Annotated in this window: 23 protein-coding genes; 9 read left to right on the forward strand and 14 right to left on the reverse strand. The window is 65.4% G+C overall.

Going from position 1 to position 24,384, the window contains the following annotated elements; all coding sequences use genetic code 11:
* Window positions 1-86: 86 nt before the first annotated feature.
* Genes ACFV9C_RS41495 through ACFV9C_RS41510 form a run of 4 tightly spaced genes read right to left on the reverse strand, consistent with a single transcriptional unit; the run spans window position 87 to window position 4,110 of the window.
* Entirely contained in the window at window positions 87-1,067 is a 981-nt protein-coding gene (locus tag ACFV9C_RS41495) for a glycosyltransferase family 4 protein (RefSeq protein ID WP_380202959.1), read from the reverse strand.
* Window positions 1,068-1,073: 6 nt separating this feature from the next.
* On the reverse strand, window positions 1,074-2,438 hold the full coding sequence (locus ACFV9C_RS41500; protein ID WP_380202961.1) for a PfkB family carbohydrate kinase: 1,365 nt from the start codon (window positions 2,436-2,438) through the stop codon (window positions 1,074-1,076).
* Window positions 2,435-3,067, reverse strand: a complete 633-nt coding sequence (locus ACFV9C_RS41505) for an SIS domain-containing protein (RefSeq protein ID WP_380202963.1) — start codon at window positions 3,065-3,067, stop codon at window positions 2,435-2,437. Before ACFV9C_RS41505 ends, ACFV9C_RS41500 begins: the two co-directional genes overlap by 4 nt.
* Window positions 3,064-4,110 carry a hypothetical protein gene (locus tag ACFV9C_RS41510; RefSeq protein ID WP_380202965.1) on the reverse strand — a complete coding sequence of 349 codons (1,047 nt, stop codon included), beginning with the start codon at window positions 4,108-4,110 and terminating at the stop codon, window positions 3,064-3,066. The genes ACFV9C_RS41505 and ACFV9C_RS41510 overlap by 4 nt, the downstream gene beginning before the upstream one ends.
* A gap of 107 nt (window positions 4,111-4,217) precedes the next feature.
* On the opposite strand from ACFV9C_RS41510, the gene ACFV9C_RS41515 reads away from it, so the two are divergent.
* From ACFV9C_RS41515 to ACFV9C_RS41540, 6 genes are all read left to right on the forward strand, one after another.
* Window positions 4,218-6,599, forward strand: coding sequence for a hypothetical protein (locus ACFV9C_RS41515; RefSeq protein WP_380202967.1), 2,382 nt, complete (start codon window positions 4,218-4,220; stop codon window positions 6,597-6,599).
* 104 nt (window positions 6,600-6,703) lie between these two features.
* On the forward strand, window positions 6,704-7,717 hold the full coding sequence (locus tag ACFV9C_RS41520) for an ATP-binding cassette domain-containing protein (RefSeq protein ID WP_380202969.1): 1,014 nt from the start codon (window positions 6,704-6,706) through the stop codon (window positions 7,715-7,717).
* A complete protein-coding gene (locus ACFV9C_RS41525) occupies window positions 7,717-8,532 on the forward strand; it encodes an ABC transporter permease (protein ID WP_380202971.1) in 816 nt (271 codons plus the stop codon). Before ACFV9C_RS41520 ends, ACFV9C_RS41525 begins: the two co-directional genes overlap by 1 nt.
* Complete coding sequence (locus tag ACFV9C_RS41530) at window positions 8,525-9,358, forward strand: ABC transporter permease (protein WP_380202973.1); 834 nt, start codon at window positions 8,525-8,527, stop codon at window positions 9,356-9,358. The genes ACFV9C_RS41525 and ACFV9C_RS41530 overlap by 8 nt, the downstream gene beginning before the upstream one ends.
* Window positions 9,359-9,903: 545 nt before the next feature.
* A complete protein-coding gene (locus ACFV9C_RS41535) occupies window positions 9,904-10,755 on the forward strand; it encodes a DUF6042 family protein (RefSeq protein WP_380202975.1) in 852 nt (283 codons plus the stop codon).
* A 137-nt stretch (window positions 10,756-10,892) separates the two neighbouring features.
* Window positions 10,893-11,120 carry a hypothetical protein gene (locus ACFV9C_RS41540; protein ID WP_380202977.1) on the forward strand — a complete coding sequence of 76 codons (228 nt, stop codon included), beginning with the start codon at window positions 10,893-10,895 and terminating at the stop codon, window positions 11,118-11,120.
* 21 nt (window positions 11,121-11,141) lie between these two features.
* On the opposite strand, the gene ACFV9C_RS41545 is transcribed toward ACFV9C_RS41540, so the two are convergent.
* The gene (locus ACFV9C_RS41545) at window positions 11,142-11,435 is read right to left on the reverse strand and encodes a DUF6247 family protein (RefSeq protein ID WP_380202979.1); all 294 of its coding nucleotides are present in this window, start codon (window positions 11,433-11,435) and stop codon (window positions 11,142-11,144) included.
* A gap of 96 nt (window positions 11,436-11,531) precedes the next feature.
* A complete protein-coding gene (locus tag ACFV9C_RS41550; protein WP_380202981.1) occupies window positions 11,532-11,930 on the reverse strand; it encodes a DUF6573 family protein in 399 nt (132 codons plus the stop codon).
* Between the two features lie 220 nt (window positions 11,931-12,150).
* Between ACFV9C_RS41550 and ACFV9C_RS41555 the strand changes: the two genes are divergently transcribed.
* Window positions 12,151-12,900, forward strand: a complete 750-nt coding sequence (locus tag ACFV9C_RS41555) for an SOS response-associated peptidase (RefSeq protein ID WP_380202983.1) — start codon at window positions 12,151-12,153, stop codon at window positions 12,898-12,900.
* An 89-nt stretch (window positions 12,901-12,989) separates the two neighbouring features.
* Here the strand turns inward: ACFV9C_RS41555 and ACFV9C_RS41560 are convergent, their stop codons facing one another.
* On the reverse strand, window positions 12,990-13,229 hold the full coding sequence (locus tag ACFV9C_RS41560; protein ID WP_380202985.1) for a hypothetical protein: 240 nt from the start codon (window positions 13,227-13,229) through the stop codon (window positions 12,990-12,992).
* A gap of 359 nt (window positions 13,230-13,588) precedes the next feature.
* Here ACFV9C_RS41560 and ACFV9C_RS41565 point away from each other — a divergent pair, with 359 nt between their 5' ends.
* Window positions 13,589-15,013 carry a hypothetical protein gene (locus tag ACFV9C_RS41565; RefSeq protein ID WP_380202987.1) on the forward strand — a complete coding sequence of 475 codons (1,425 nt, stop codon included), beginning with the start codon at window positions 13,589-13,591 and terminating at the stop codon, window positions 15,011-15,013.
* 91 nt (window positions 15,014-15,104) lie between these two features.
* Here ACFV9C_RS41565 and ACFV9C_RS41570 read toward each other — a convergent pair whose 3' ends face one another.
* Both ACFV9C_RS41570 and ACFV9C_RS41575 read right to left on the reverse strand, forming a co-directional pair.
* The gene (locus tag ACFV9C_RS41570; RefSeq protein WP_380202989.1) at window positions 15,105-16,376 is read right to left on the reverse strand and encodes a hypothetical protein; all 1,272 of its coding nucleotides are present in this window, start codon (window positions 16,374-16,376) and stop codon (window positions 15,105-15,107) included.
* Window positions 16,377-16,591: 215 nt separating this feature from the next.
* Window positions 16,592-17,707: a GNAT family N-acetyltransferase gene (locus ACFV9C_RS41575; protein WP_380202991.1), complete on the reverse strand. Its 1,116-nt coding sequence runs from the start codon at window positions 17,705-17,707 to the stop codon at window positions 16,592-16,594.
* A gap of 67 nt (window positions 17,708-17,774) precedes the next feature.
* Here ACFV9C_RS41575 and ACFV9C_RS41580 point away from each other — a divergent pair, with 67 nt between their 5' ends.
* Window positions 17,775-18,827 carry a DUF1611 domain-containing protein gene (locus tag ACFV9C_RS41580; protein WP_380202993.1) on the forward strand — a complete coding sequence of 351 codons (1,053 nt, stop codon included), beginning with the start codon at window positions 17,775-17,777 and terminating at the stop codon, window positions 18,825-18,827.
* On the opposite strand, the gene ACFV9C_RS41585 is transcribed toward ACFV9C_RS41580, so the two are convergent.
* The 5 genes from ACFV9C_RS41585 to ACFV9C_RS41605 are packed head-to-tail and all read right to left on the reverse strand — an operon-like array spanning window position 18,716 to window position 24,306.
* Window positions 18,716-19,744, reverse strand: coding sequence for a RimK family alpha-L-glutamate ligase (locus tag ACFV9C_RS41585; protein WP_380202995.1), 1,029 nt, complete (start codon window positions 19,742-19,744; stop codon window positions 18,716-18,718). The genes ACFV9C_RS41580 and ACFV9C_RS41585 overlap by 112 nt on opposite strands.
* The gene (locus tag ACFV9C_RS41590; protein ID WP_380202997.1) at window positions 19,741-21,102 is read right to left on the reverse strand and encodes a hypothetical protein; all 1,362 of its coding nucleotides are present in this window, start codon (window positions 21,100-21,102) and stop codon (window positions 19,741-19,743) included. Before ACFV9C_RS41590 ends, ACFV9C_RS41585 begins: the two co-directional genes overlap by 4 nt.
* Before the next feature lie 9 nt (window positions 21,103-21,111).
* Window positions 21,112-21,846, reverse strand: coding sequence for a TfuA-like protein (locus tag ACFV9C_RS41595; protein WP_380202999.1), 735 nt, complete (start codon window positions 21,844-21,846; stop codon window positions 21,112-21,114).
* The gene (locus ACFV9C_RS41600) at window positions 21,843-23,147 is read right to left on the reverse strand and encodes an MFS transporter (RefSeq protein ID WP_380203001.1); all 1,305 of its coding nucleotides are present in this window, start codon (window positions 23,145-23,147) and stop codon (window positions 21,843-21,845) included. The genes ACFV9C_RS41595 and ACFV9C_RS41600 overlap by 4 nt, the downstream gene beginning before the upstream one ends.
* Window positions 23,140-24,306 (reverse strand): YcaO-like family protein, encoded by a 1,167-nt coding sequence (locus tag ACFV9C_RS41605; protein ID WP_380203003.1) that lies wholly within the window; start codon window positions 24,304-24,306, stop codon window positions 23,140-23,142. The genes ACFV9C_RS41600 and ACFV9C_RS41605 overlap by 8 nt, the downstream gene beginning before the upstream one ends.
* Between the last annotated feature and the right edge of the window lie 78 nt (window positions 24,307-24,384).

Genomic DNA, 24,384 nt, shown 5'->3' on the forward strand with positions numbered 1-24,384 from the left:
CTTCAGTGGGAACGAACAGGCGAAACGTCCGCTAGGCACCTAACCCTTTATAAAGAAACGTGCGATAACGAACAATTCGGCCCGATTCAGGCGAGAGACTCGATCGCGTGCATCGCCTGCGCCAGCTCGAGGAGGTGCTTGCGGTAGACACGTTCCGATCGGGCGGACGATGTCCTGGAGAGCTCGCGCTCGTGTTCAGAGTCCTCTGTCAGCCGTTTGATATGGCTCCGCCACGCATCGATCTCCTTCCGATGAAGGTAGATAGCGGACGGCCCCATCGCCTCCCGGATGCCGGCCAGCATGCTTGCTATGACTGGAATCCCCGACGCAGCTGCTTCAAGTGCCACCATGCCGTAGGACTCCGCCTTTGAAGGCATCATCAGTATCCGGGTGCGTGACCACACATCCGACCGCATGTCCTGCGTGTGCTGCTGAATGGTGACATTCTCGGGAAAGTCCTGCTCCTGGACGCCGTACCCGCCGACCACTCCCAGGAACGGGATGTCCGGGAGCTGTTCGGCCACCGAGCGGAAGACTCCGACCCCCTTGTCTTCGCGAAGATTCACCAGGGTGACGTGACTTCCTTTATGTGTTCGATGAATCTCCGGGCTGACGGGTGGGTGAAGAACCTCGGATCGACCGCAATGAGCCAGGAAGAAGTCGCGCAGCAATCGTGTATTGAATATGGTCAGGTCCGGCCGGCAGGAGATCAAGTTCCGGTAGGTTCTGGGGTCGTCCGCGTGCACCACCTCGACGTACTTGGATCGGTAGGACCTGGCCAGCTCTGCGGCTATTGGGCTGGCTCCGAGTTGACCGATGATCACGTCGATCGATCGCGATCTGTCAAGCAACGCCGGAAGCTCTCCAATGGTGCAAACCTTGATCTGGATCCCGTCGAGGGGGACTTCTTCGAACGGCAGGGACGCGTCGCTCCTGATCTCAGGAACCACTAGAACCTGGATCGAATGGCCGCGGCTGGCGAGCCCGCGAAGCAACGCGTGTGCCATGACCTCTGCGCCCGCCCGACGCCAGGGAAGGTACAGAGGAAAGATGCCGACGATATCCACCGTAGGTCAGGCGCTCTCGAGTCTCGCGACGAGTGCTGAAGTGGATCGATGCGGGACCAGCGGGACCGTGACTGTACGACCGTGCCACTCATCGAGCACGGACTCCTCGGGTAGTTGCTTGTCGAGGTAGTCCGCGCCCTTGACCCAGACATCCGGACGGATATCTCGGAGCGTCCGGCTGGGCTCGGACTCGTCGAAGACGACCACGGCATCGACATATTCGAGAGCAAGCAGCACCTCCGCTCGATCGGCCTGCGGCACGATTGGCCGACCAGCGCCTTTCAATCTGCGGATCGAAGCATCTGAGTTGACCAGCACGATCAGGCAGTCTCCCAACTGTCGAGCGGAGCGGAGTGTCCGCAGATGCCCGGGGTGGATGAGGTCGAAGCAGCCACCGGCAGCGACGACGGTGCCGCCCTTTGTCCGCACCCGCTCGACTGCCGGTCTCCAGTCCGACGCCGAAGTGTGTCGATCCGGCGGCTCACCGCTCATCGAGGCGACTCCGCCACCGGCCAGGAACTCGCCTGCGTCGTCAACAGCGCCAAGAACGGCTGCCGGCAGGTCCGCGCCCGCCGCAAGCCGGGCCGCGACGGAGGCCGTCAGGCGATCGCCGGCGCCACACGTGTCTCCGATCACCTGACGAGGCGACGGAACGAAAAGGCAATGGCGGTTGCTGCTGGAGACGATTGCCCCATCGTGGCCAAGAGTGACCGCTACGGCGGCGGGAGCCCACTCCCGACGTAGGCGGTCGGCGGCATCGATCGAGCTGCTCAGGTCGGTCCCGCTGATCCCTGACAGTCGACGAGCCTCGTCCGCGTTCGGAGTGACCAGGGTGACGTTCCTGGTCGGACGAGCGCCACGCGCATGTGGGTCCCAAACAATTGGCCGTGAACCGGCAAGTCGATCCAGGCGCGCCCTGATGACGGGTGATGCGGCGACGCCACGCGCATAGTCGGAGACCACGATCGCGTCCGCGTCGTCGAGGCAACTCAGGTCCGGCCTGCTGAAGACCGGAACGGCCGGCTGATCACAATGTTCGTCGAAACGGCCGATGACCTCGGATCCTTCGAATAGTCGGGTCTTCACCGGAGTTCGACCTGGGAGCTCGGCCGCGACGACGTTCACACCCTCAAGATGTGCGACGACCGACGATGAGCTCTGATCGTCGTTGACCGCCGTCAGGAGAGTGACCTCGTGGCCGTCGAGCTGCAGCATCGACGCAACAAGACCAGCTCCGCCCGCACGGCTCAGCCGCCGACTGACATCGATCACCGGAGGGGCGGAGGGACCCACGTCGCGGGTCAGGCCGACGATATCGACATCGAGAAAGGTATCCCCAATCACCGTCAGCCGAATTGGTCTACGGATCATGCCTCACCCGCCGGTGCGATCTCCCTCAGAGTTGGCTCGAGCGCCTTGCACAACGCGTGGATCAGGACGAGATGACCCTCCTGGACCTGGGGTCGGGGACCTGCGACGCAGATAGCGCTCTCGACGGCACTCGCGAGCGAGTTGGGAGCCGCTCCGGTCATCGCCAGTGTCTGTACCTTGAGCACCGAGGCCGCTCGCACTGCCCGAATCAAGTTCGCGCTCCTGCCGCTCGTCGTCAGCAGGATCAACACGTCTCCGCTACGTGCGTGCGCGTGCACCTGCCGCTCGAATGTCTGCTCGTAACCGAAGTCGTTCCCGATCGCCGTCAGGGCCGAGGTGTCCGCATGCAGCGGAATAGCGGAGAACGGCGGCCGGTCGCCGTCGAACCTGCCCACCAGTTCCGCGGTCAGGTGCTGAGCTTCGGCGGCAGAGCCGCCGTTGCCCGCCACCAGAAGACGTCCGTTGTTCGCGAAACATGCCCCGAGACGATCGGCCCAGTCGAGCAGAGTCCGACCGTGTCCGGACAGCGTGGCCACCGTTGCCGCCGAGTCCTCGATGTGCCGTGCGACCGACTCCTCGGCAAAGCGCCGGCCTTCCGGCCCACGGACGGAATGAGGTGCGGATGTCAACGCCGGCTCCGCAGAAGCTCGCTCGACACGACGCTCTCAAGGAACACCGCTGCGCCGTCCATCAACTCGGGCACGCGGTCGAGATCGATGCTGTTGCGCAGAGCGCCCGGGGCGACAGTCGCCAGTGCCGCTCTCGGAGTCTCTGCCGCGGCCGAGAACCGTACGGTGACGGCTGCCCAGGCGAGGAACACCTGGTACATGATCGGACGGGTGATGATTGGGTCGACGGGCCAGGTTGCGCGCCAGATGCGCTCGAACTCGTTCACCAGGTCCCGCCCCTCCCAGCCACGCGCCGTAAGCCAGTCGAGAGCAGCCGTTTCCTCGGTCGGCTCATCCAGGCGCGCCTGAGTCGTTACCCTCGCCTCCGCCTGCCAGCCTATGTAGGGCAGCAGGTCGATGGAGGTGTCGGCGCCCGACATCATAGGGGGCCAGTGCTCGAGATCGTCGGCGAACAGAGCTGAGCGGATCGGACCCCGCTCGACCTTGCCAGGCCACAAGCTCGGCTCATGAGTCAGATCGTGCTGCACAAGATTCGGAACGCAGATACCGACGGCGAGATCGCGAGATCGGCAGAACTCCCACAGCAACTTCGAATCCCGCGTCTCACCACGTTCGACTGCTTCGACGCAGTGCTGGGCGAACGTCTGCGCACTGCCGGCTCGCATCAGCATGGCCTGGGGTGGGACGGAGGGCTGGAAGATCGGCGCAACGCCGTAGCCGTGCATCGCCGCAAGTCGCACCGCCTGCCCGTTGCTCGATCCCCAGTCGGCGAACAGGCTGACGACGTCGCAGTCACTGTCGGACAGGGCGCGCAACCGCGACTCGAAGTCTGCACAGATGGTCACGTCATCTTGAACGACAAGGTGATACCCCTCGTCGCCCGCGGCGCCCCACGCAACCGCGGCCGCCCGCAGCGCCGACGGCACACCATCCGGCGCCGGATCCACGGCGACGGTTGGACTCAGCGTCGCCAGCTGCGCGGCCAGGCCCTCAGCTCGCTCGAGCCGGCGAGGATGCGTCATGATGCTTGCACTGATCTTCAAACGTCGCCCCTTTTTGTCCAACGAGTGTCGCCCTTTTTGTCCAACGATGGCACCCTCGAAAAATCAGGGCTGGCACACCTGCGCCGGTCATTGGTATCGTAACGACCATGCATACCGCCGCCCCGCCAAGTGTGCTTGAATTCGAGTGTCTTCGCAACCAGATTGCGCGGGTCGCCGTTATCCACGATCCAGACCGCTGGTATCTTGGAGATTTCCTAAGAGCTCTTCCCTGGGGTGCCTTCGCGGCGTCAATCGCCCCGACTGATCTGTATTCAGACCCCTCCTACAAGACACTCGTAGAGGACACAGGGCTCTTTTCTGCAATTTACGCCCCACGGGCGCTCTCAGCCACTGCCGCGCAGCACTACGACCTCGTTATCGTGCCCTCGGCCTTCCCTCCTTCCGCTGTGGATCCGCGCTTCTCACGAGCCCTGTACTCATGGGACAGCGGATGGTTGTATGCCAGATACGGAACGGTATTCAAACGCGGCGTTGCGACCGCCATCAACGCGTTCGACCGCGCCCGCGAACAGATCCTTGACATCGGTCTTCCATCTCCACGTCCGGCACGGATCAGGCCTCGGATCGGCGAGATCGAAACGACCACTCGGCATTTTGCCGACATCGTCCACGGTCGGCCCGTCATCATCTACAATCCGACTTCCTCCAATCCAGTTACAAGGCGCACGTCGATTCCCAAAGAAGTAGCGTGGGATCTCGATATCGGACAGCACGAGTATTTGATTCGCACCCTTCTGCAGAAGTTCCCTACGCACCATTTCTTGATCGGAAGTGCGCTCGTCTCCGGTGACACCCAGAATCGGAGCATCATCGCCGAGCTCGGGCGGCGCTTCGCGGCGGAACACCGAGTGTCCACCATCCTGCGTGCGACGCCGGATGCCGTGTCGCTGAGCGGCTTCGCGGCGCTGCTGGCGTCACCGATGGTCGAAGCGACAATCGGAACAGCGACAGGGACGAACACCCACCTCGCCGCGCTGGTCGGGAAGCGATCGTTTTGCCTCGAACGAGCGGTGGATGACGAGGTCCGGGCAACGTGGCGGCGGTCCGACGCGGTGTCTACAGGGGCAATCCACTGGCGGAATCCCAGTCCGCTCGCGGGATCGGTCAACCTGCGGTGGGACTCGAGATCTAGAGACGACCTCCTTCGCGCAGCCGATGCTTTCGCACTGCATCTCGATGTCGGTCGGCGCGGCGCCGTTGCCGTCTCGCCCGAGCCGGCAACATGCATCGACTACGCCACTGATCTCCTGCGCGCGCTGGAAGGTGACTCGGATCGTCCAGTCCGGGCGGCGCTGCGGCTGTCCGGATCACTAAGTGCGGCTGCCCGCTCGATCTATGCGGACGTCACGGAGGAGCTGACCTATCTAGCCGACGCCGGCAAGAGGTATCGCAGTCTCGAAGAGCTCGACCTGGCGTCCGCCGATCTGGACGATGCAAGCCGACAGCTCATCCGCCAAGTACTCGTCAACTCTGCACTCCACCGGTTGGCTCAGGAACTTGCGCCTTCGAAACCGACGACACCGTCGAGCACTCCGGCGCGGATTCTCGGCCGGCTCCGGTCCGCGGTTCCGCTCGCCGATGACCAGTTGATCGAGCTCGGGCTGTCCGATCAGAACACGGCGCGTCAATGGGTCGCGAACACGTTGCGGGACTCAGTCGCGGAGGTGGCCGAAGACAGAAGCGGGCCAGAACTCGTGGTCGGCTGGCAGCACCGTGTCCGGATCTTGGAGACGTCGGTCGTCAAACGAATCTTCACGAACCCCGCGAGCGAGTACTTGTCGGACGAGTTCACCGACCAATGCATCGAGGACGTACTCGCTCGCGGCGGCGGCCTCGTTCCCCCGTCGGCCCGCGTCGGCAGCCACGGGGTCGTGTCTCGTCGACTCGCGATGTTCGTCGCCCCGGGAGGAGATCACGCCGAAGACCATCTTGGCGGAAGGCGAGTCGAGGAGACACATCTCGCCGCCGGATGGGTGTCCACCCACGTCAGACACTGGACGGCGCTAATGGGTCAGGGTCTGTTCAACTTCGACATCAAGTTCAAGGACACCGGCGTGAACCCGCAAGGGGTCTACCTCCTTGCCGACTTCTCGAGCACCATGTTCCTCGAGCGTGCTCTCGCCTATCGGCGTGACGATCGCCGACTCTCGATGGATCGCCTCTGTGTCAACGAGATCGTGCGGAACGGGCAGTTCTTCTCGCGGTTCGCCAACGGCGGCGAACTGGTCGATGCGTACGCCGGGGCGATCTTCGAGGCGCTGCAGTTCGACGTTCGGCCATTGATGCAGGGCTGGGTCTGGGGTGACCAGGAGTCTCCATCAGCGGACGAGGCTGCCGCGCGGGTACGGGCCATGATGGAGCGGGAGGTCCGTGACCACCACGGGGGATATCCGGCGCCACCATTGGTTTCCGACGCGTCCGACCATTCCTTGCGAGCTGCGGTGTCGCGGCGGATCTCGGGCTCCTGATCGATCTGGCGGGCCGGCCGTCAGCGGAAGTTGATGTACGCGTGAAAGAACCCGACGCGCCACAGGTGCGCAAAGTCAGATGCCAGTGGGAGGCAAGACCATAAATGCCGACTATTGTGGAGGTATCAGAACTAACGAAGGAGTTCTCTCGCCCCGATGTCCGTCCGGGGCGTTTCGCTGGCACAAGGTCGCTGTTTACCCGGGCACGGACGACTACCAGAGCAGTTGACGGAATCAGCTTCCGCATCGACGAAGGCGAGCTCATCGGATTCCTCGGCCCGAACGGCGCGGGGAAATCCACCACCCTCAAGATGCTCACCGGCATCCTGGTGCCGACGTCGGGCAGCGTCACTGTCGCCGGTCACGTGCCCTGGCGTGACCGACGCCGCAATGCGCGCACGATCGGCGCGGTCTTCGGGCAGCGAACCCAACTCTGGTACGACCTCCCGTTGCGCAACTCCTTCGAGATCATTCGCGACCTCTACACCATGGATCCCGCGACCTATCGGACCCGCCTGGGGACATTCACTGATCTCCTCGAGTTGGACGAATTCATCGACACGCCAGTGCGATCGCTGTCGCTCGGCCAACGAATGCGCGGGGACCTAGTTGCCGCCATGCTGTACGCCCCACCGATCCTGTACCTGGACGAGCCGACAGTCGGCCTCGATGTCGTTGCCAAAGGCAATATCCGTGACTTCGTAGCCGAGGCCAACGCCACGAGTGGCACCACGGTCATCCTGACGACCCACGACATGGACGATGTCGAGCGACTCTGCCGTCGGGTGATCATCATCGACCACGGCAGGGTTCTCTACGAGGGCTCCGTTGAGGTGCTCAAGGCCCAGTACGTGAGCAGTCGCGACATCGTCGTTCACTGCGCAGACTTCAACGCAACCTCGATCTCGTCGCCGTTTGCGGAGGTGATCTCCGCGGACAGGTTCAAGGCCACGCTGCGCTTCACCCCCACGACAACGCCCGCGCCGAAGGTTGTCCATGACCTGACGTCGCGCTACCCGATCACCGATCTCTCTCTACTCGAACCGGACCTGGAAGACGTGATCCGGCAGCTGTATACCGAGCGGTCGGCTTCCACTACTCGGGGAACGAGTTCCTAGTGACCGTCGACACCCTAGGATCGCGGATGCTCGGGCTTCGTGGCCTGTACCGGGCCGGATACCAGTCCGTTCTCACCTATCGTTCCGACCTCATGTTCGGCGTGATCGGTATGGTCATCCAGGCCACCCTGACCATCGTCGTCTGGCGTGTTCTCTACGAGGGCCACGACACAGTGGCGGGAGTCGGCGGCTCCACCGCGGTCGCTTACGCCGTACTGGCCGCGTGCATCCAGTCCGTTGTCATGCCGTGGCAGTTCTCGTCACTGCCGATGCGGATTATGCGCGGCCAGATCGGCGTGGACATGATGCGACCTCGCTCTCTGATCAGCCAGAACCTGGCCCAAGCCGCGGGAACGATGGTTGGCCGCCTTCCAATCGGTCTCGCCGGACTAATCATCGGGTTGGCACTCGGAGGAGTGAAACCGCCGCGCACACCGCTAGATCTGGTGGCGTGGATCGTATCGATGGCACTCGGTGTAGCGAACATAATGACTGTCAACCTGCTGGTATCGATGACCGCCTTCTGGACCCTGGATAACGGCGGCGCCATGATCCTCTACCGCTTCGGGTCAGCGTTCCTGTCCGGTGCGTTGATCCCTCTCTGGTTCATGCCCAGCTGGCTGCAGCCCATCATCAGCTGGCTTCCATTCCAAGCGCAGATCTACGCGCCGCTGTCGATCTGGTTCGGGATACGGCGCGGAACCGACCTGATCGGCACCCTGTCTGTGCAGCTCGCCTGGGTGCTGATGCTCGCCATGTTCCTGCAATTCGTCTGGCGGCGGGCAGTCAACAAGGTTGTGGTGCTCGGTGGCTAAGCCAGCCGTGGCATGGTCGGCAATCCGCGAGGACCTCCATGCGAGCCGAATCCTGCTGCGAGCCAGTTGGCGTGCGGCGATGTCCTTCCGCGTGAGCTTCATCTCGACCGTCGTCGGCGGCATAGCCTTTCAAGGCACCCAACTCCTATTCATCGGCGTGCTGCTGTCGAAGTTCAACGTCATCCACGGATGGCGACTGAACGACATCGCCTTCCTCTTCGCCTTGCGGCTGGCTGCCCACGCCTTCTACGTTGTGCCGTGCGGCGCGTTGTTCGCGATTGACCAGACCATCCAGCAAGGCGACGTCGACCGTTACCTACTTCGACCGGCGGGGATCTTCCTACAGGTCGTGACCCGCTACGCGCCACTCATGGCACTCGGCGACGCACTTCTTGGTCTCGGCGCGCTGGCGATCTTCGCCGGACATTCCTCTGTGTCGTGGACGCCAGGAAAGGTCGCGTTCATGATCGCCGGGCTGATCGGCGGCGGCTTGGTGGAGGCCGGTCTGCAGACCTTCCTCGCCGGGATGTCCTTTAGGATGACGTCCACCACGTCGCTGCGGATCCTCGCCGACGACACAGTCACCCGGTTTAGCGGATATCCGCTAACGATGTTCAACCGGTGGGGGTTCCTGTCCCTCACCTTCGTCTTCCCTATGGCATTCATCGCTTATCTACCTGCCACCGTGCTGCTCGACCGCACCGACCAACTGCCGCTACCGACTTGGATCGCGGAGGTCTCTCCGTGCGGCGGGCTCCTCATCTTCACCACCGGACTGACCTTCTTCAACCGGATGATCCGGCGTTACAGCAGCCCGGGGAGCTGAGGCATCAGCTGCTGACCTGGCGGTTCCGTTCCATACCGTTCTCCTCAGTCCGGACGCCGAGTCCGCACCCAGCCAGCCCCTCTGCGTCGGGACATCGGGTGGAAGGACCCAAATCGATTGTCTGGAACGACCCCCCGTTGACGTCACGATGCGCAATCGGAGCCGGCTCAAATCCTGAGATCTGGAGCGTGCAAACTCTGCGCGTTGGCGCGGCCAGGATCCCCTGGCGCCAGGCGGCGACTCCGACGGATGTGCCGCTAAATCTGAGGTCCATCGCTTGACAATCGGCGCCGTGCCGAGCCAGGAACGTCAGGCCCCAGTGGCACCACCAGCCTCAGAGCACCTCTCAGATAGAGCACCCAGAATCTGAGATCTACCCGTTCTCGACAACGGCCTGCCAGCGAGTACCGCATCTTCTGCCATCGGTGGCGTCGGCACCGCCATGGGGCAGGGGCCGCCTGCACGCAATGACTCACCCCGCAGCCACCACGAACTCCGGGTCCGGCTACGCCGAACATCCTGGCTGGGCGGGCATACTCCTGGACATGACCACCGCAGAGGGGAACGCCGGCCGGAGCGCGCGCGCGACGCTGTTCACGACGATCTGGTTCGACCTGGGTTGGTCTCGCTATGCCCCCGACGGGGCCCTGGCAATCATCCGCCCCCTCGTCTCGCTCGGCCCGTTGACCGAGGCCGAACTCGGCCGGCACCTGATGCCGACACCCAAGGCACCGGACCTCGGTTGGGATTCCACCGCGTGGGAGCCGCTCGACGAATACACCGACGAGGGACTGCGGCGGCTCCGCGAACAATTCGATCCCACTCCGTTCGCAGCCGGCCCTGATGAACCGACCACCGCGGCCGAGGTCATGGCCGAGGAGGCCCAGCTTCGCCGCGACCACATCGCCGATGTCGACAGCTGGAGCCAGCAGTTCGGTCTCGAGCCGGTCCGGACGCTGCGCGATCTCCTCAGGTTCCTGCTGGCGGCCGGCGTTCTGACCAAGATCGGCAGCGGTACCGAGCAGCTCATCCGCCTCAACGACGCCGCTCCCCTGCCCGCAGAGATCTTGTCCTTGTCCGAAGCCGACCGCCGCACCGAGGATGCCCAGCGATGGCAGGAACTGCACGAACCGGCCGCTCAAGCCGTCATCGATCTGTTCGACCCGCACGGCGAACCGATGACCGCGATCCGGACGAGTCTGCAGCGGCTGGCCCGACAGACCGGCCGGGATCTCGAGTCCGTCCGAGCGGGGGTCCTGAACCTGCTCGAGGACGGTGACTTCGTCGCTACGGCCGACGTCGAGCGCCTCCTGGAGCATCAGGTGTTCGAGCTGTCCGTCGACTGGGACCACTTCCACAATTCACGTATCTCGATCACCCGTGAGCGCGCCGAGTGATTCACACACCCGTCGAGCCGATGCGTCTACTCTCGCGTCCGCGGACCACAGCTGTAGCACTTGACCACGGGCGCGGCAGCCCGAGGGCCACGGAACTGGCGCTTCCCTGTACGCCGCCGATTGCGCATGCTTGAAACGTGTACACGACTGTGAGGATCTCTACCGCGACTCGGGAGGAACTCGCCCGCGTGGCCCGTGACGAGCTCGGCGACGTGGATCTTGACCAGGCCCTGCGGATCATCCTGTTCGACCGGTCGGCCGCGGCCGCGGTTGCCCGGATGTCACTCGACCCCGAGGAGCTGAAGAACTACCACGCTGAGGCAGCGCTGCTGGCTGAATGCGATGTAGCCGTCTGGGACGAGTAGACCGACCGTGTGCGCCTCGAGTCAGATCTCCAGCTCGTTTCTGCGGCGAGCCAGTTCCTGAGCCAGCAGCGGACCGGGCGTCCGGGCGCCGGCGGTGAGCTGGTCGGCCTCTTCGTGCATGAGCTGCCAGTCCGCTGGATCGGCCGCGGCGCGGACCGCCATCCGCCACCACGAGGCCAGGAAGTCGTCCAGCGCGGTGAGGTCGACCGCGGCTGTGTGGGTGATGGTGTGCAGTTCGGCATCGAATGCGGACACGTTGGGCGGCGGCAACGCAGCACGTACTGCGGTGAAGGTCCGCTCAGGCTGCAGTGTCATTGTCCGGAAGCGCCTCCTTCATCGAGCGGCGCAGCGTGCCGCTCGTCTGGTCGGGCGAGCCGGCGGCGGATAGTCACCGCGGCACTCTGTACGTCGCTAGGCCTCCTCGGGCAGCATGATCGTGAGTACAGGCTCTGCCTCGTCGCCCGGACCCATCTGCGCGAACAGATGCGTCTCGACCGCCTCGTGCGCACCGTCGACCGGCGGTACGCGGAACAGCTGGACGAGCGCCATCGCCGCGTCGTCCTTGATCTGGCGTACCGCCATGCGGGTCATCCAGAGCACATCCCACAGTCGTGTCGCCTCATCCTGCATCGGGGAGCGATCGGCTGCCTCCGGGTCCCATTCGACACAGTCGGCCCATGCTGCACGAGTCAGCGCAACCGGCACCGCGAAGCCTGCTTCTTGAGCAGCCTCGGTCACGTCGACTAGATCGCCGTCGGCGATTGCCTCCACCCGTGTGTAGACGTGGATCGGGTCGGATTCCCCGGACATCGATGCTGATCCCCCTCTTGCCCTGGCTCACGGCGGTCGGTCTTGGTGGTGCCGCGCAATCGACGGTCCAACCCACTCTAGAGACCCGGATGGACAGGTTCGGAAGGTTCGGCCCGCCCGCTCGGCGCCGTGCACACGATCGACACCATCCCCGCCTTGCTCTCGGGCCACTGGACGGCACGGCGATGCGTGGCGGGCTCGGCGTGGCAGGCTGGACGGCATGTGTGGTCGATACGCCTCCGTCGCCAGCCGTGCCGATCTGCTCGAGCGTTTCGCCGTTGACGAGAACAACGCTGACGAGCTGCGCGGCCAGGACTTCAACGTGACTCCGACCAAGACCAACCCGGTGGTCATCGCCCGCGTCCTGCCGGACGCCGGCGACGACGCCGATCCGGCGCGCGAGCTGAGGGCGTTCCGCTGGGGCCTTTTGCCCTTCTGGGCAAAGACCCTCGGCGCCGGGGCGAAGATGATCAACGCCCGTGCCGAGACCGTTCACGAGAAGCCGGCGTACCGGAGCGCTTTCAAGTCCCGAAGAGCGTTGATCCCTTGTGACGCGTTCTACGAATGGCTCGAGACGGAGCAGGTGGGCAAGGCGGGGAGGAGGCTGAAGCAGCCGTTCGCGCTTCGGCCCGCGGACGGGTCGACGCTGCCGCTGGCCGGCCTGTACGAGGTCTGGTACGACAAGGCGCTGCCACACGACGACCCGAATCGAGTCGTGCCGACGTACACCATCGTCACCACCACTGCTACCGACAGCGTCGGCCGGATCCACGACCGCATGCCCATGGCGATCGCTCCCGATCACTGGGACGCATGGCTCGATCCCCGCAACCGCAACGTCGACGAGCTCCGCGGTCTCATGGCGCCACCAGCTGACGGCGGTCTCGATATGTTCGCCGTCTCCAAGGCAGTCAACAACGTGAGGAACAACGGTCCCGAGCTGCTCGAACCGCTGCCGACTCACGACTGACCAGCGCCTTCGCCAACACGCGTCTCCCAGCGGTGAACGACGATCTCGCTGACGTAACTCGGGCCGTGTATCACTGGGCTAGTGCACACCTAGTCCTCGTGTAGTCCGTCGCGGTCAGGCTGAGTTGGCAGATCCGGCGCGCTCGCGGCCTGCGCACGCCGTCCGGTGCCGCCGGCTGGCTGTGAGGCGTCGTCTGACTGCGCCCTCTGTTCCGCTTCGTCGAGCCACTGATCCATCAATGCCTCCGCTTCGTCGGCCGGTATCCAGTCCTCTCCCCTGTCGCGGATCTTCTGGATGAGGGCGAGGTCCTCTTCGTCTTCGTTGCTCATGACATCCAGCATGCAGCGCCGCACAGACAAGAACTGCCGTCAGCGCCCCGCCGACAGCTCGTGTTGTTTCTGCCCATCCGGACCAGGTTCGATGACGGTCGAGCGCCGAGAAGGCGCGTTCCCGCCCGGGCGCGCAGTTGGTGTCGAGTTTTGTCCGGGCTGCCGGTTACTCTCAATTCTGTGCCGCTCGTGTGCGGCCGCTCTCGATCGGTCTCTGCGCCCACGCCGCAGCGGCCCGGGAGGAAGGTTCGCTCGAACTGCCGCGATGCGTTGCTAATCCTGTTCGGTACCGAGTCGTCTGACTGAGTTGATCGCTCGTACCGCGCTGGGCGTGGGCATGCGCGGGGATTGGACGATCAATGTCTCGCTCGTACCTGAAAGACGCCGCACGACGCAGGGCCCGCCGCAGCGGCGACTCGTATCAACAGGCGCTGCAAGCACTCACGCGGTTCGACCAGCCACGCCCCGACCAGCAACACAACCCGGACGGAATCGACTGGTCTCCGCTGTATGGCGTCGAGGTCTCCTTCAGCAACGACCACCACCGGTTGCGCGGCGTCGTCCTCCCTCCCGACGGCGTACGTCCTGGCGACGCGATACTCCGTGTGGCGGTTACCGATCCGCGCCCTGGCGGCCCCGTGCCGGCGCAGGTCACCTATCTGGATGCCCGGTGGTGGGACGTCGACCCGATGCCGGACCGCGTCCACCAGCGGTTCCTGCCGTCGCAACGGCTGACCCAGGGCGTGCTCGGCCTGCCTCTGTATCGCGTCGACAATCTGCCCGCCGCGGCGCTCGCGACCAAGACGATGCTGAAGCGGCAGTACCGCTTGCGGCCGGCCGACGACCAGCGCCCAGTCGCTGAGTACTACGCGATGAAGGACTACTACCCCCTCTATGCGATCGACGACGCCGAACGCATGCCGGCGCTCCCGCCCGACAAGCAGGCAGCCTGGCACAAGGTCCGCACCTGCGCGCTGTGCGGCAAACAGCAGCACTCCCCATACCACGAGGCCCAAGACGGCGGCCGGTACTGCCAGGACTGCTACCCGTTGGCGGCCGACGAGTGGTGGGACAGCCGGCTTGGCCGAGCCCAAGAGCTCGCGATCGACTGGGCACGGGAGCTTGTCGAGGATCCGAACGCCGTGGTCGCGGGAGTCGCGGGCTGGCCCGTGACCCGGTTGGCCGTCGTTGAGATCTCGACCGGCGAGGTCCTGCACAACCTGACCGCCGAGATGGTCGATGACTCGGCTTGGCCTCTGCCGGCCGCGGACGACCCGATTTGGGACGCTGCCGTGCCCCGCGAGGAGCTCGCGGCAATCATGAACACCCTGGCCGAGCGGCGGATCATCTCCTGGGGCAGCGGCCTGCAGCCGATCGCCGAACGCCTCATGAGATCCTCGCACCTGCCCGGCAGCAGCAGCACGGACGCGTCAGCCTGGATCCACACCAGCGCAGATTCGGCCTGGAACTGGTACGCCTACTGGCTCAACGAGCGCGCCTCCGAGCCCTACAAGACATTCCGTTGGGCTTCCAGTTGGAACACCACTGTTCAACTCCGCTGCCCGCCCCGTCTCGTCGACGAGTACCGCGGCGACGGCGCAGGGCTCTTGGAGCAATGCCTCAGCGACCTCGAGGTACTGCGGGCCATGGCTGCCGGCCCGCCGACATCCGAGCAGCGTGAGCGGGCTCGCAAACAGCCGGCGCGCATCTCACGCGGCCTGTACAGCTCGACGCTCGCCAAACTCACTGACGCCTCTGACGTGAGCACATCCGGCGACGAGTAGCTTCCGCTGCCACGGGGCCACCGGCACCGGGTCAGCGGAAGGTTGTCTGCGAGTCCGAAGCCATCGTGGACTGCCGAGTGCCGGTCCGGGGTCAGCGAATCGGCGTTCGGCGGTGAGCGCGGTGGCTCGGGACAGTCACGTCCGGCGGTAGCCGGTGGATTGTTCGTGTCGTGGCGTGGCTCAGCTGCTCGCGCACGTCGTGATATGTCCCGTGTGCGAGCAGCTCGGCGGCGCAGGTGTCACACGCACCGCTCTCCTGGCAGTGCTCGGTGGTTAGCCGGTTGCGGACGTGGACTCTCGCCTGTGCTGGGAAGTCTGCTCGGACGACGAACCACTCCCCCGCCTGGCCGGCGGGATCGGCGTTGATGGCGATCTCGGGTCGTTGAGGCGCCTCCAGATACCCGGCATGACTCCGGATGGCGAAGACACGGTCGAGATGGTCCCGTTCGTCGACGACCGGTGACTCGGCGAGCATCCAGGCCGCGGCATCGTCAACACTGCCTGGTCCCCACAGCCACTCCGCTTCGTACGCGGTCTGCTCGTACCGCGAGTCGAAGTCGAACAGGTCCGGGTCATCAGCCACTGCTCGGACGATCACGTAGTTCCGGTCCCTGTGGAGACCTGGTTCGTCAGCGAGCCGGTGCGCGTCGACGACCTGGATGTTGCCGGGCCCGGCCCATCCGATGGCGAGGATGTGCCGCGGCCGTGGCGCCGGGTAGTACTTCCCGTTGGGGGTCGGATACCCCCAGAGCTGGTTGATGATCTCGGCTGCTGCGCGCAGTTCGCTGGCCGCGCTCACTGGGCTGGTCAGGTCCGCGCTGCCGTGGGCGACCATGTTCCGCAGGTCGCCGAGGGTCTGTTCCTGGTGCCGGTTCTGTTGCCCGCGGAAGTACCCCACGCATCGTGCCCAGCCGGTCAGGTGGGACAGCATCCCTCTGAATGGCAGGATCGGGCCGTTGTCACCGACGAGCAGGCTGGGGGTGCGACGGCAAGCCTGGATCACCGTCTCGTAGTCGTCGGCCTCGATCAGGATCGTCTGACCACGCTTGTCGACGAGCGGGATCCGGTGGTTGTAGTGCTCGAGCAGACGGTCCCGTAGCGCGTGTTCCACGAGCAGTAGTGCGTGATCGTGGACGAGCGTGTAGGTCTCGTAGCACAAGACGCCATGGGCATAGACGGTGCGTAGGCGTTCGAACGCGTCGCGAGTCGATGCCGCGACTTCGCTGGAGATCTCGATGGCCTTGACCACCTGCTGCTGGAACTCGGCAGCGTCAGCGGCCTCCATGTGTCCAAGGCCCAACGGGGTGAAAGCAAGGGAGCGTTCGTCGGCGCTCTGAAGTTCCTCCAGCGTCTTGATCTGCATCGGCCCATGATCACTCCCACTGGCGTCGAGATGCACCTCAGCAGGGGTCCACCGCCTGGGCCCCGGTGTCGAGATCTATCCGCTCCCCCGATGGTTCCGCACGGCAGATCTCAGATTCTCGGGTTCGCCGTGACGGACATCTGAGATTGAGCTGCCCTCGCCAGCCAGGTACTCATGCCGCCGTGTTTCGGGGATGGCAGGTGCGGCGATGCTGTTCACACGTTCTCAGGATCCACGGGCTGGGCGAATCCCGCCTTCCCCAGTTCCGTCTCGACCTCTCTTGAGCGACGCCGAGCCAATGCCCGGTACTCGGCCCCTTCGGGCCAGGTCACGGTGCCGTACTTTCGCTCGACCCGGCAGCCTCGTATCCGCTTCGCCAGATAGGTACCGGTGCCGAATACGAATCGGCTGATGCCGTTCGCAATCCCCCACCGGATCGGCGAATAGAAGAACAGGTTGAAGTACGTGAAGTTCGGGTCGCCCTGCGGGACACCAACCGCGCGTACGTACAGCGTCTCGCCATCGCGAAGGCACACCACGATCCCGGTCGGTCGACCGTCGAGCTCACCGCGGAACGTGACGACGTTGTCGTCGATCGTTCGTCGCAGCAGATCGTAGCCACGCATCAGCACGTCGACCCCGGATCGGGTGCCATGGCGGGCCTGCAACCCGGCCTGCAACTCAGCGGTCACAACGTCCAGGGCGCCGGTGCCGTGGTTCACCGACACCCGGCTGCCACTCGCGTCAAACCGCCGAATCTCTGCTCGAATCGCCGACCGGCGATCACGTTGCAGAGTCGCGAGATATCCGTCGAAATCGGACCAGTTCACGTCCAGGACGCAGACTCCGGCCGTCGTCAATGGAACAGGATCGGTCTCCAGAACACCCGCAGCGATCGTCGCTTGCTCCGCGCCATCCAGGAACGGGATTGACAACGTCCTGACTTTCTCGCTCCGCGCGATGTCTTGCAGCGCCTCGACGACCGATGGGAGGACCACGCTCTGCGGACCGCTTGCCACCACCGGGAAGTGGGCGCCATCGAGCACACCGACGATCGCCGGGTACAGCTCGGCCACGACCGCGCGGTCGCCGAGTAGCAGTTCCGGTCGCCGCAGCGCGAACGCCGGCGACTCGTCGAAGAAGTGGTACGGGGCAAGCGCCACGAATTCGCCAGCAGCGCCGGAGACGCACAAGTACCGCAGACTTCCATGAGATGCCTGTTCGCAATACCTGAACCATGCCTCGGATTCGAGCAGGCGCCTCTGTCCCTCGAGGGCCTGTTTTGCAGGAAGTGGCAAATCTCGGACGGACGCATGCACGCTGTACGGCATCGTGGTACTCCTCCTGTCGGTAGATCAAGTTCTCAGAAATCGGCCGGACGGAAGGCGAACAGATCAGATGCGCATCGCGATTCACGCCGAAAGGGTGTTCGCCGCCCACGGACCCAAACTCGCTCAGGCGACGCTGCGCTACCGCCGGGACGAGGTCGTCGCCGTTGTCGACTCGGCTCACGCGGGCCGCACAGTCGCCGACATCACCGGCGACGAGCAGACGGCACGCATCCCCGTCGTCGCCGACATCGAAGCAGCGCTCCCGCACGGCCCGGACACCTTGTTGATCGGCATCTCGCTGCTGCGTACCTGGATCCCCGAGGATCTGCGACGCGACGTCCTGACGGCCCTCGCCTCCGGTCTCGACGTCGTCTCGGGTCTGCATCACGCCCTGGGCGCGGACGCCGAAATCGCAAAGGTGGCGGCCTTCCATGGCAGGTCGATCCGCGACCTGCGACACCCGTCACGCGACGACTTCGAAGTAGTGCCCACCCGTCGACGCGAGGGCGCCGGGTGGGTGACGCTGACCGTCGGCTCTGATGCTTCCGTTGGCAAGATGACGACCTCGCTGGAGCTTGACCGGAGCGCCGGCTCGCGCGGGCTGTCTTCGGTTGTCGTCGCCACCGGACAGACCGGTCTCTTCCTGGTGGACCGCGGCTTTCCGGCCGACCATCTGGTGGCGGACTTCGTCCCGAGCGTCGCCTGTCAGGAGACCTCGAGCGCCGCCCATCTCGCGGATCTTGTGTTCGTAGAAGGGCAGGGCGCTCTCACTCATCCGCTGTACTCGAACGGCACTCTGGCCCTCCTGCACGGCGCGGACCCGGACGCACTCATTCTGTGCCACCGCGCCGGGGCGACCGAGATAGCCGGGGTACCGGGAAGACGGCTTCCGCCGTTGGCTGACCTGATCGCCATTCACGAGCAGGCCGCGACCTGGTGCTCCGCCCGGGCGCCGCGGGTCGTCGGCATCGCGTTGGATACGAGCCGGATCGATCCGGCAGCGGCGCGTCATGAGGTCGAAGGAGTCGGGGCAGCGTTAGGACTGCCGGTGTCCGACCCGGTCCGCTTCGGTGCCGACGTACTGCTCGCGGCGGTGCTCGCGGCGAGGTCAGCCAACTGATCGGCGATGAGCGCCGTGAAGCCGTGCGGCGTACGGTCGTGCCCGGTTCCCTCGACTGTTCGCCAGACCGTAAGGCCCTCGTTGACCTCGATAATCACCGGTCCCGACGAGGACTCGACTAGGTCGATCACCGCGGCATCGAGACCGAGGGCCGCGACGGCGCCCAGCACGATCTCCTCGAGGGCCGGCGTGATCGGCGCCCGCTCGACCTTCAGCGGATAGAGGAAGTGCCGTACGGCGCCGTCTGGTGAGGTGCTGATGTGGTAGTCGGCGGCGGCGATCGTCGACCCGATCACTACGACGCGCAGATCTCGCGCGGGATTCGGGACAAACGGCTGGGCGCACAAGGTTTTGTGATGCTCCAGGAGATGCCACGACGCGATCTCTTCGCGGATCCCCAGTACTGTGCCTTCTTCGATCCCGCGCCCACCCGGGCGCATTCGGACGACGTCGAGCGACGCGTGACCCCAGATCGGCTTGAGCACCACCTCGCCCCAGTCCTTCATGCAGGCTTGGATCTCGTCCTGGCTGCTGACGGACCGTGTTTCGGGGACAGGCAGTCCTGCCCTGGCCAGAATCGCCGCCTGTCGTAGCTTGTTGCGGCACCGGCGGATCGCGGCCGACGGGTTGCTGATCCGTGTCCCGGCTTCCTCGAGCGCCTCGAGTTCGTCGTAGATGAGCGCAAGATCGCCCGTCGAGCGTCGCGTGATGACCCGGGACTTGACCACGGCGAGCCGCGGCGCGGTGACCGGCCTCCCGTCGCGTACTGCGCCGGCAATCCCACCTGATACCGCCAGGTTGTCCCAGTCCACGATGCGTGCGCGCAGGCCGCGTTCGGCGAGGGCGGCGCACAGCGCGAGGTTCTCCCAGCTCTTGGAGAATCGGTCGAGGAACCAAACGTCGTCTCGTGCGGTCACGGCTGCTCCTCGACCGTCACCGGGAGCATCAGGCCGCGCTTGCCCACGTTGATGATGGTGTCCACCGAAGCACGGCACATGTAGCCGGCGAACTCGCCGCCGAAGACGAAGGCGTCGAGCCCGTGCTTGAGCCGGCGGAACTCGACCGAGGTCCCGTCGACGACCGGAACATCCACCTCGGGCAACGGGACGAATTCCTGAACGACGTATCTACCGCGGACGGCTTGCCCGACCGCGGCCGACCACGCCTGTTGGGTCGTCTCGCCACCGATCACGACACCTTCCCCGCGGGTACGGTCGTTGGGCTTGAGGACGAGCCGCTCCCGGTGCGCGAGAACGAACTCGGGCAGGTCGATCGCACGACCGTCCGGATCCGTCGTACGTCCGGCCGAGACGGATCGGGTCCATGGAATGTGCTTGGCGATGGCCTCCTGCTGCTGGGTGTCGAACAGCTCGGAGTTCGCGGGATCGGTGAGGAAGGCCAGCATGCTCTTGTCGTCGAGTACGCAGTGGGCGAGCAGGTTCGGCAGCATGCAGATCTCGCCGTGAGCCATCGCCTCGAGGTACGGCCGCGCCGCGGGATAGCGGATCAGCTTGACCTGGTCGAGCTTGTTGTAGGTCAGTGATACCTCGAAGTCGCCGGCGAGCATGCCGCGGCCGGTGGTCCGGCGGCGTAGCTCGGTCGCGTCCAGTTCCCGGGTCGGTACGCCGAGCCGTTGGAACCCGTCGACCATCAACGCGACCTCGTTGGCGAACTCCCCGCCCAGGCCGACGATGGCCGCGCCCTCCGGTTCGGTGCCGAACTGCTGGCGGTGCGCTGCGATCAGGAACCGGAGGAACATCAGGTGGTCTGCGCCGAACGGCTGATTGCCGTACGACGGCGTGTCGACGTTGAAAAGTGAGGCGATCGACTCGGCCCAGAGCCGAAGCTCCGCGCCGACCTTGATGACCCCGCCCGGCCCACCGGTGCTGGCCTCGATCATCTTGAATTCACCGGCCTCGGTCAGTACGCCGTCCAGCCGGAAGACACCTGCTGTCGGGCGGATCCCGGGATCGGCCAGCAGGAACGGTTCGGCGTCACGATAGGCCGGGAAATGCGCCCGTACCGCGGGATCCTGCCGATAGAGGTCGGCGGCGTGGTCGAGCACACCGAGGATGGCTATCGCCGCCGCGCGTACGGCAGCGTCCTCGCCTGCGCTGAGGGAAAGCGGCATCAGCGAGACCGGATCGAGCCGGCGTTCGAACAGCAGCCTGGCGTCCTGCCGCCGGCTTGCGTAGCCGGCGTCGGCACGGACGAACTCGGTCGGCTCCCCCACGGCAAGGTCTGCCAGCGTTTTGGCGACGTCGATGGCGGACATGTGACCTCCTCAGTGGTGGGCGGATTCCTCGAACCGGAAGTTGTCCCAGGCGTTGGTCGGTTCGAACGAGACGGCCGGCGGTGTGGGGCCGCCGGCTGCGATCCAGTCGCGGACGACGCCGAGCGCCTCGACGGCGTCAGCCCGCTTCGGATCAGGCTCAGTGCGCTCGACGTACGCCCGGAGCGCGCGAGACCCGGAGAACGGGATGCTGCAGCGCTCGACGTCCTGGTAGACGTGCGCCCAGTGCCGATCGGCATAGAAGCGCGCCTTCGACAATGCGACGAGCCGATCGGCGACCTCGGCTCCGAGAACGCGGTCACGAACGGCCGCCCGCAGACCGTGCCGGATCGTCACCATGGGAACGGAGATCGGCCGGAAGCCGTGCTCTTCGGCAGCATGCGCGACGGCGACCTCGTCGTCATCGGTGAGTTCGCCGTCACGATAGGCCCGATAGATGGCTCCGACGCCGACCACCGGCGTACCGTGCAGCTCCGCTGCCCGCAGGGCGCCCATGCTCGACGAGCCAAACACCGCGACGCCGGAGCCGAGGGCGTAAAGCAGTTCCTTGTGCTGCACGCTCGGAACGCTGTGGAAGTAGCCGTCGATGATCAGCAGCGCGGCGAAGCCTTCGTCCACTGCCTGGGCGACGTCTCCTGCGGCAGCAGGAGGCCGGTGCTCGACCGCTGCTGCGGCGGTGACGTCCGCAGCAGCGATTGTAGGGCCGGCGAACACGGCGACTCTCACCTGTCCTCCTCATGCTGATCAGTGGCGGCCACGGGTCCGGGCGGCAAGGTGCGGATGGTGCGGATCCGGCGACGGCACAACTGGCTGGGAGATAACGCCGCGACAGCGGAACAGAGGGTCAAGGCAACGATCGGCCCGCGCCGCTCGCCCAGCCCGGCCAGAGCATCGACCGTGATGCCGCCGAGCAACGCCCCGACAGGAATCGTGCTGAGGTTGATCGTGCGCGCCGTTGCCTGCACCCGGCCAAGGAACGCGGCCGGCGTGATTCGCTGGCGCAGAGTGATCACCGTCGCGTTCCAGACGGGCAGCCACATCGACGACACAAACATCAGGCCCATAACCCAGAATGGCGCGCCACCGAGCAGGCTCAGGGGTGTCAGCAGCCAGATCAGGCCCTCGATGCTGGTGAGCAGCAAGGTGTGGCCGACCCCGAAGCGACGAAGCAGCCAGGTGGTCGTGGCGGCGCCGGCGATCGCACCGACTGCGCCGACAGTGAACACGACTCCGACCGCACCTGCCGACAGGTCGAGGCTTCGGTACATGAAGACGATCAGCACCGTGCGGTTCGCGTTGATCCCCAAGTTCCGCAGCGCCGCCGAGGTCGTCAGCGACCGCAGGATCGGATCGCACCAGACCAGGCGGACGCCCGCAACGATCTCGGAGATCAGGTCGGTACGCCGGCCTCCGCCTTGCGGCCGGTGTTCCGGCGTGCGGATCGAGGCGATGCCAGCCATCGACGCGGCGAACGAGGCTGCGTTCACGCCGAAGCCGACCGCGATCCCGCCGAACTGCAACAACAGTCCACCCACGGACGGCCCGGCCAGCCGAGACACCGAGTTCGACAGCTCCAGCCGAACGTTGCCTCGGGCAAGATCATCACCGGTCAGCAGCGACGGCAGATACGTCTGGTAGGCGATGTCGAAGAAGATCGTCGCTGTCCCAACGACCGCCGCGACGGCGTACAGCAGGGGCAACGACACCCACCCGGACGCCGCGCAGACGACCAGCCCCGCGAAGCAGGCCATCCGTGCGACGTTGGCCACGATCATCACCGGTTTGCGACGGACCCGATCCATCAACGCCCCGGCGAACAGGCCGAGCACCGGGTACGCGATAGTGCCGATCGCGTTCAGGCCGCCAACCTCGGTCGCGGAGGCACCGAGGCTGACGATGGCCGCGGTCGGGAGCGCCAGCGCGGCGACTTGGTCGCCGAGCAGGCTGACCGATTCGCCAAACCACAGGGACCTGAAGTCGCGTGTCCGGCGTTCGCCGGCCACTGTTGTGTGGCCGGCCTCACTCATGGAGGTCTGCCAGGCAGCTTGGCGGCGCAGACATCCCGAACGGGCCGTGCAGTCCCGGCACAATCACCTTGACGACGCTCGGCACGGACTCGCCCTCTGCGAGGGATACGACGACTGGTTCCTGGCCGACCAGTTCTTGAACCGTTTGGCACAACTGCCGGAACAGACTCTCGGGATGGTCGGCTGGCGCAGCGGATGGCCAGGCAACCGTTGGCTCCTCGGCATCGGCTTCTGCCCAGACCGCGGTCGCCAGGTCCGGCGAAGCCGCATGCGCCATCTCGGCCCGGCTAAGATCGTCCCGGCTCCCCGAGATGTAGGTGAGCCGCTTCTGCAACGCCTCGAGGACCGCCGCCGCAAACGCTCGCTGCGGACTGGGATGACAGGAAAAGCCGTCGTGGACGCCGCCACCTCCCCACACACCCGCATCGGGATGGGCCATCGTCACAACACCGACACATGGAACCCCAAGGGCGCTCGTGACATCCCAGGCAGCCACCCTGATGCCGGCCCGGTCTGCTGCCTCCAGCAGGACGCAGCAGTCGTCGTCGTTGACCGTGCCGAGGTCGATCCGACGGCTGTCGGCGCTGTGCCGCCAACGCCACTCTGCATCGCGCTCGATCACCTCGCACAGGCCATGCAGCGCTGCAGCAGCCCGAGTTGCGCCGGAGGCCAGCCCGTTCGACGTGCGCGCCAGCCACGGCGGCGTCAGGCTCTTCGAGCGATAGTCCAGCGAGGTTACGTCGTACGGTGTCCACACCGGCTCTCCGCTGAGTGCCCCGAATCCACGCAGCCAGCTCGCAGGGCGGACGCGGAGATCGAGTCGCCGCGGGAAGTCGACAGCCAGCGGCAGCGTCTCAGGGTCGACAGCAGCGCCGATCAGCTCTGTGTACGGCGTGTCCATGAGGTCAGGCTCGACATACTCGGCGTACCAGCACTCCAGGCTCTCCATCAGCGCGCCGACGCGTGCAGCAGCCGGCGTGATCCCCTTGCCGATCGCAATCACCAGCGAGCGGGCCGATGGACGGAAACCCAGAGCGACCGGGATCCCGACGATATCGAGACCGGTCACGTCGCCGATTCGCGTGATACCGGCGGCCGCCGACAGGTGTACGAAACGATCGAACGTCTGCTGAGCCTCGTCGTTGTGAATAGGTTTCATGCGTCAGGTCGTCAGTGGGCCCGGCAGCCGCATGCGCAGCCGCCGGGCCTCACCGATTCAACTACTTGACACCCCGAG

The organism is Kribbella sp. NPDC059898 (assembly GCF_042730855.1).
Lineage (GTDB): Bacteria > Actinomycetota > Actinomycetes > Propionibacteriales > Kribbellaceae > Kribbella.

Coding starts and splice junctions, on each gene's coding strand:
- ACFV9C_RS41535 (WP_380202975.1), top strand. CDS start 9,904: ATGACCACCGCAGAGGGGAACGCCGGCCGGAGCGCGCGCGCGACGCTG.
- ACFV9C_RS41570 (WP_380202989.1), bottom strand. CDS start 16,376: ATGCAGATCAAGACGCTGGAGGAACTTCAGAGCGCCGACGAACGCTCC.
- ACFV9C_RS41520 (WP_380202969.1), top strand. CDS start 6,704: ATGCCGACTATTGTGGAGGTATCAGAACTAACGAAGGAGTTCTCTCGC.
- ACFV9C_RS41500 (WP_380202961.1), bottom strand. CDS start 2,438: ATGATCCGTAGACCAATTCGGCTGACGGTGATTGGGGATACCTTTCTC.
- ACFV9C_RS41515 (WP_380202967.1), top strand. CDS start 4,218: ATGCATACCGCCGCCCCGCCAAGTGTGCTTGAATTCGAGTGTCTTCGC.
- ACFV9C_RS41605 (WP_380203003.1), bottom strand. CDS start 24,306: ATGAAACCTATTCACAACGACGAGGCTCAGCAGACGTTCGATCGTTTC.
- ACFV9C_RS41545 (WP_380202979.1), bottom strand. CDS start 11,435: ATGACACTGCAGCCTGAGCGGACCTTCACCGCAGTACGTGCTGCGTTG.
- ACFV9C_RS41580 (WP_380202993.1), top strand. CDS start 17,775: ATGCGCATCGCGATTCACGCCGAAAGGGTGTTCGCCGCCCACGGACCC.
- ACFV9C_RS41550 (WP_380202981.1), bottom strand. CDS start 11,930: ATGTCCGGGGAATCCGACCCGATCCACGTCTACACACGGGTGGAGGCA.
- ACFV9C_RS41600 (WP_380203001.1), bottom strand. CDS start 23,147: ATGAGTGAGGCCGGCCACACAACAGTGGCCGGCGAACGCCGGACACGC.
- ACFV9C_RS41590 (WP_380202997.1), bottom strand. CDS start 21,102: ATGTCCGCCATCGACGTCGCCAAAACGCTGGCAGACCTTGCCGTGGGG.
- ACFV9C_RS41575 (WP_380202991.1), bottom strand. CDS start 17,707: ATGCCGTACAGCGTGCATGCGTCCGTCCGAGATTTGCCACTTCCTGCA.
- ACFV9C_RS41555 (WP_380202983.1), top strand. CDS start 12,151: ATGTGTGGTCGATACGCCTCCGTCGCCAGCCGTGCCGATCTGCTCGAG.
- ACFV9C_RS41560 (WP_380202985.1), bottom strand. CDS start 13,229: ATGAGCAACGAAGACGAAGAGGACCTCGCCCTCATCCAGAAGATCCGC.
- ACFV9C_RS41565 (WP_380202987.1), top strand. CDS start 13,589: ATGTCTCGCTCGTACCTGAAAGACGCCGCACGACGCAGGGCCCGCCGC.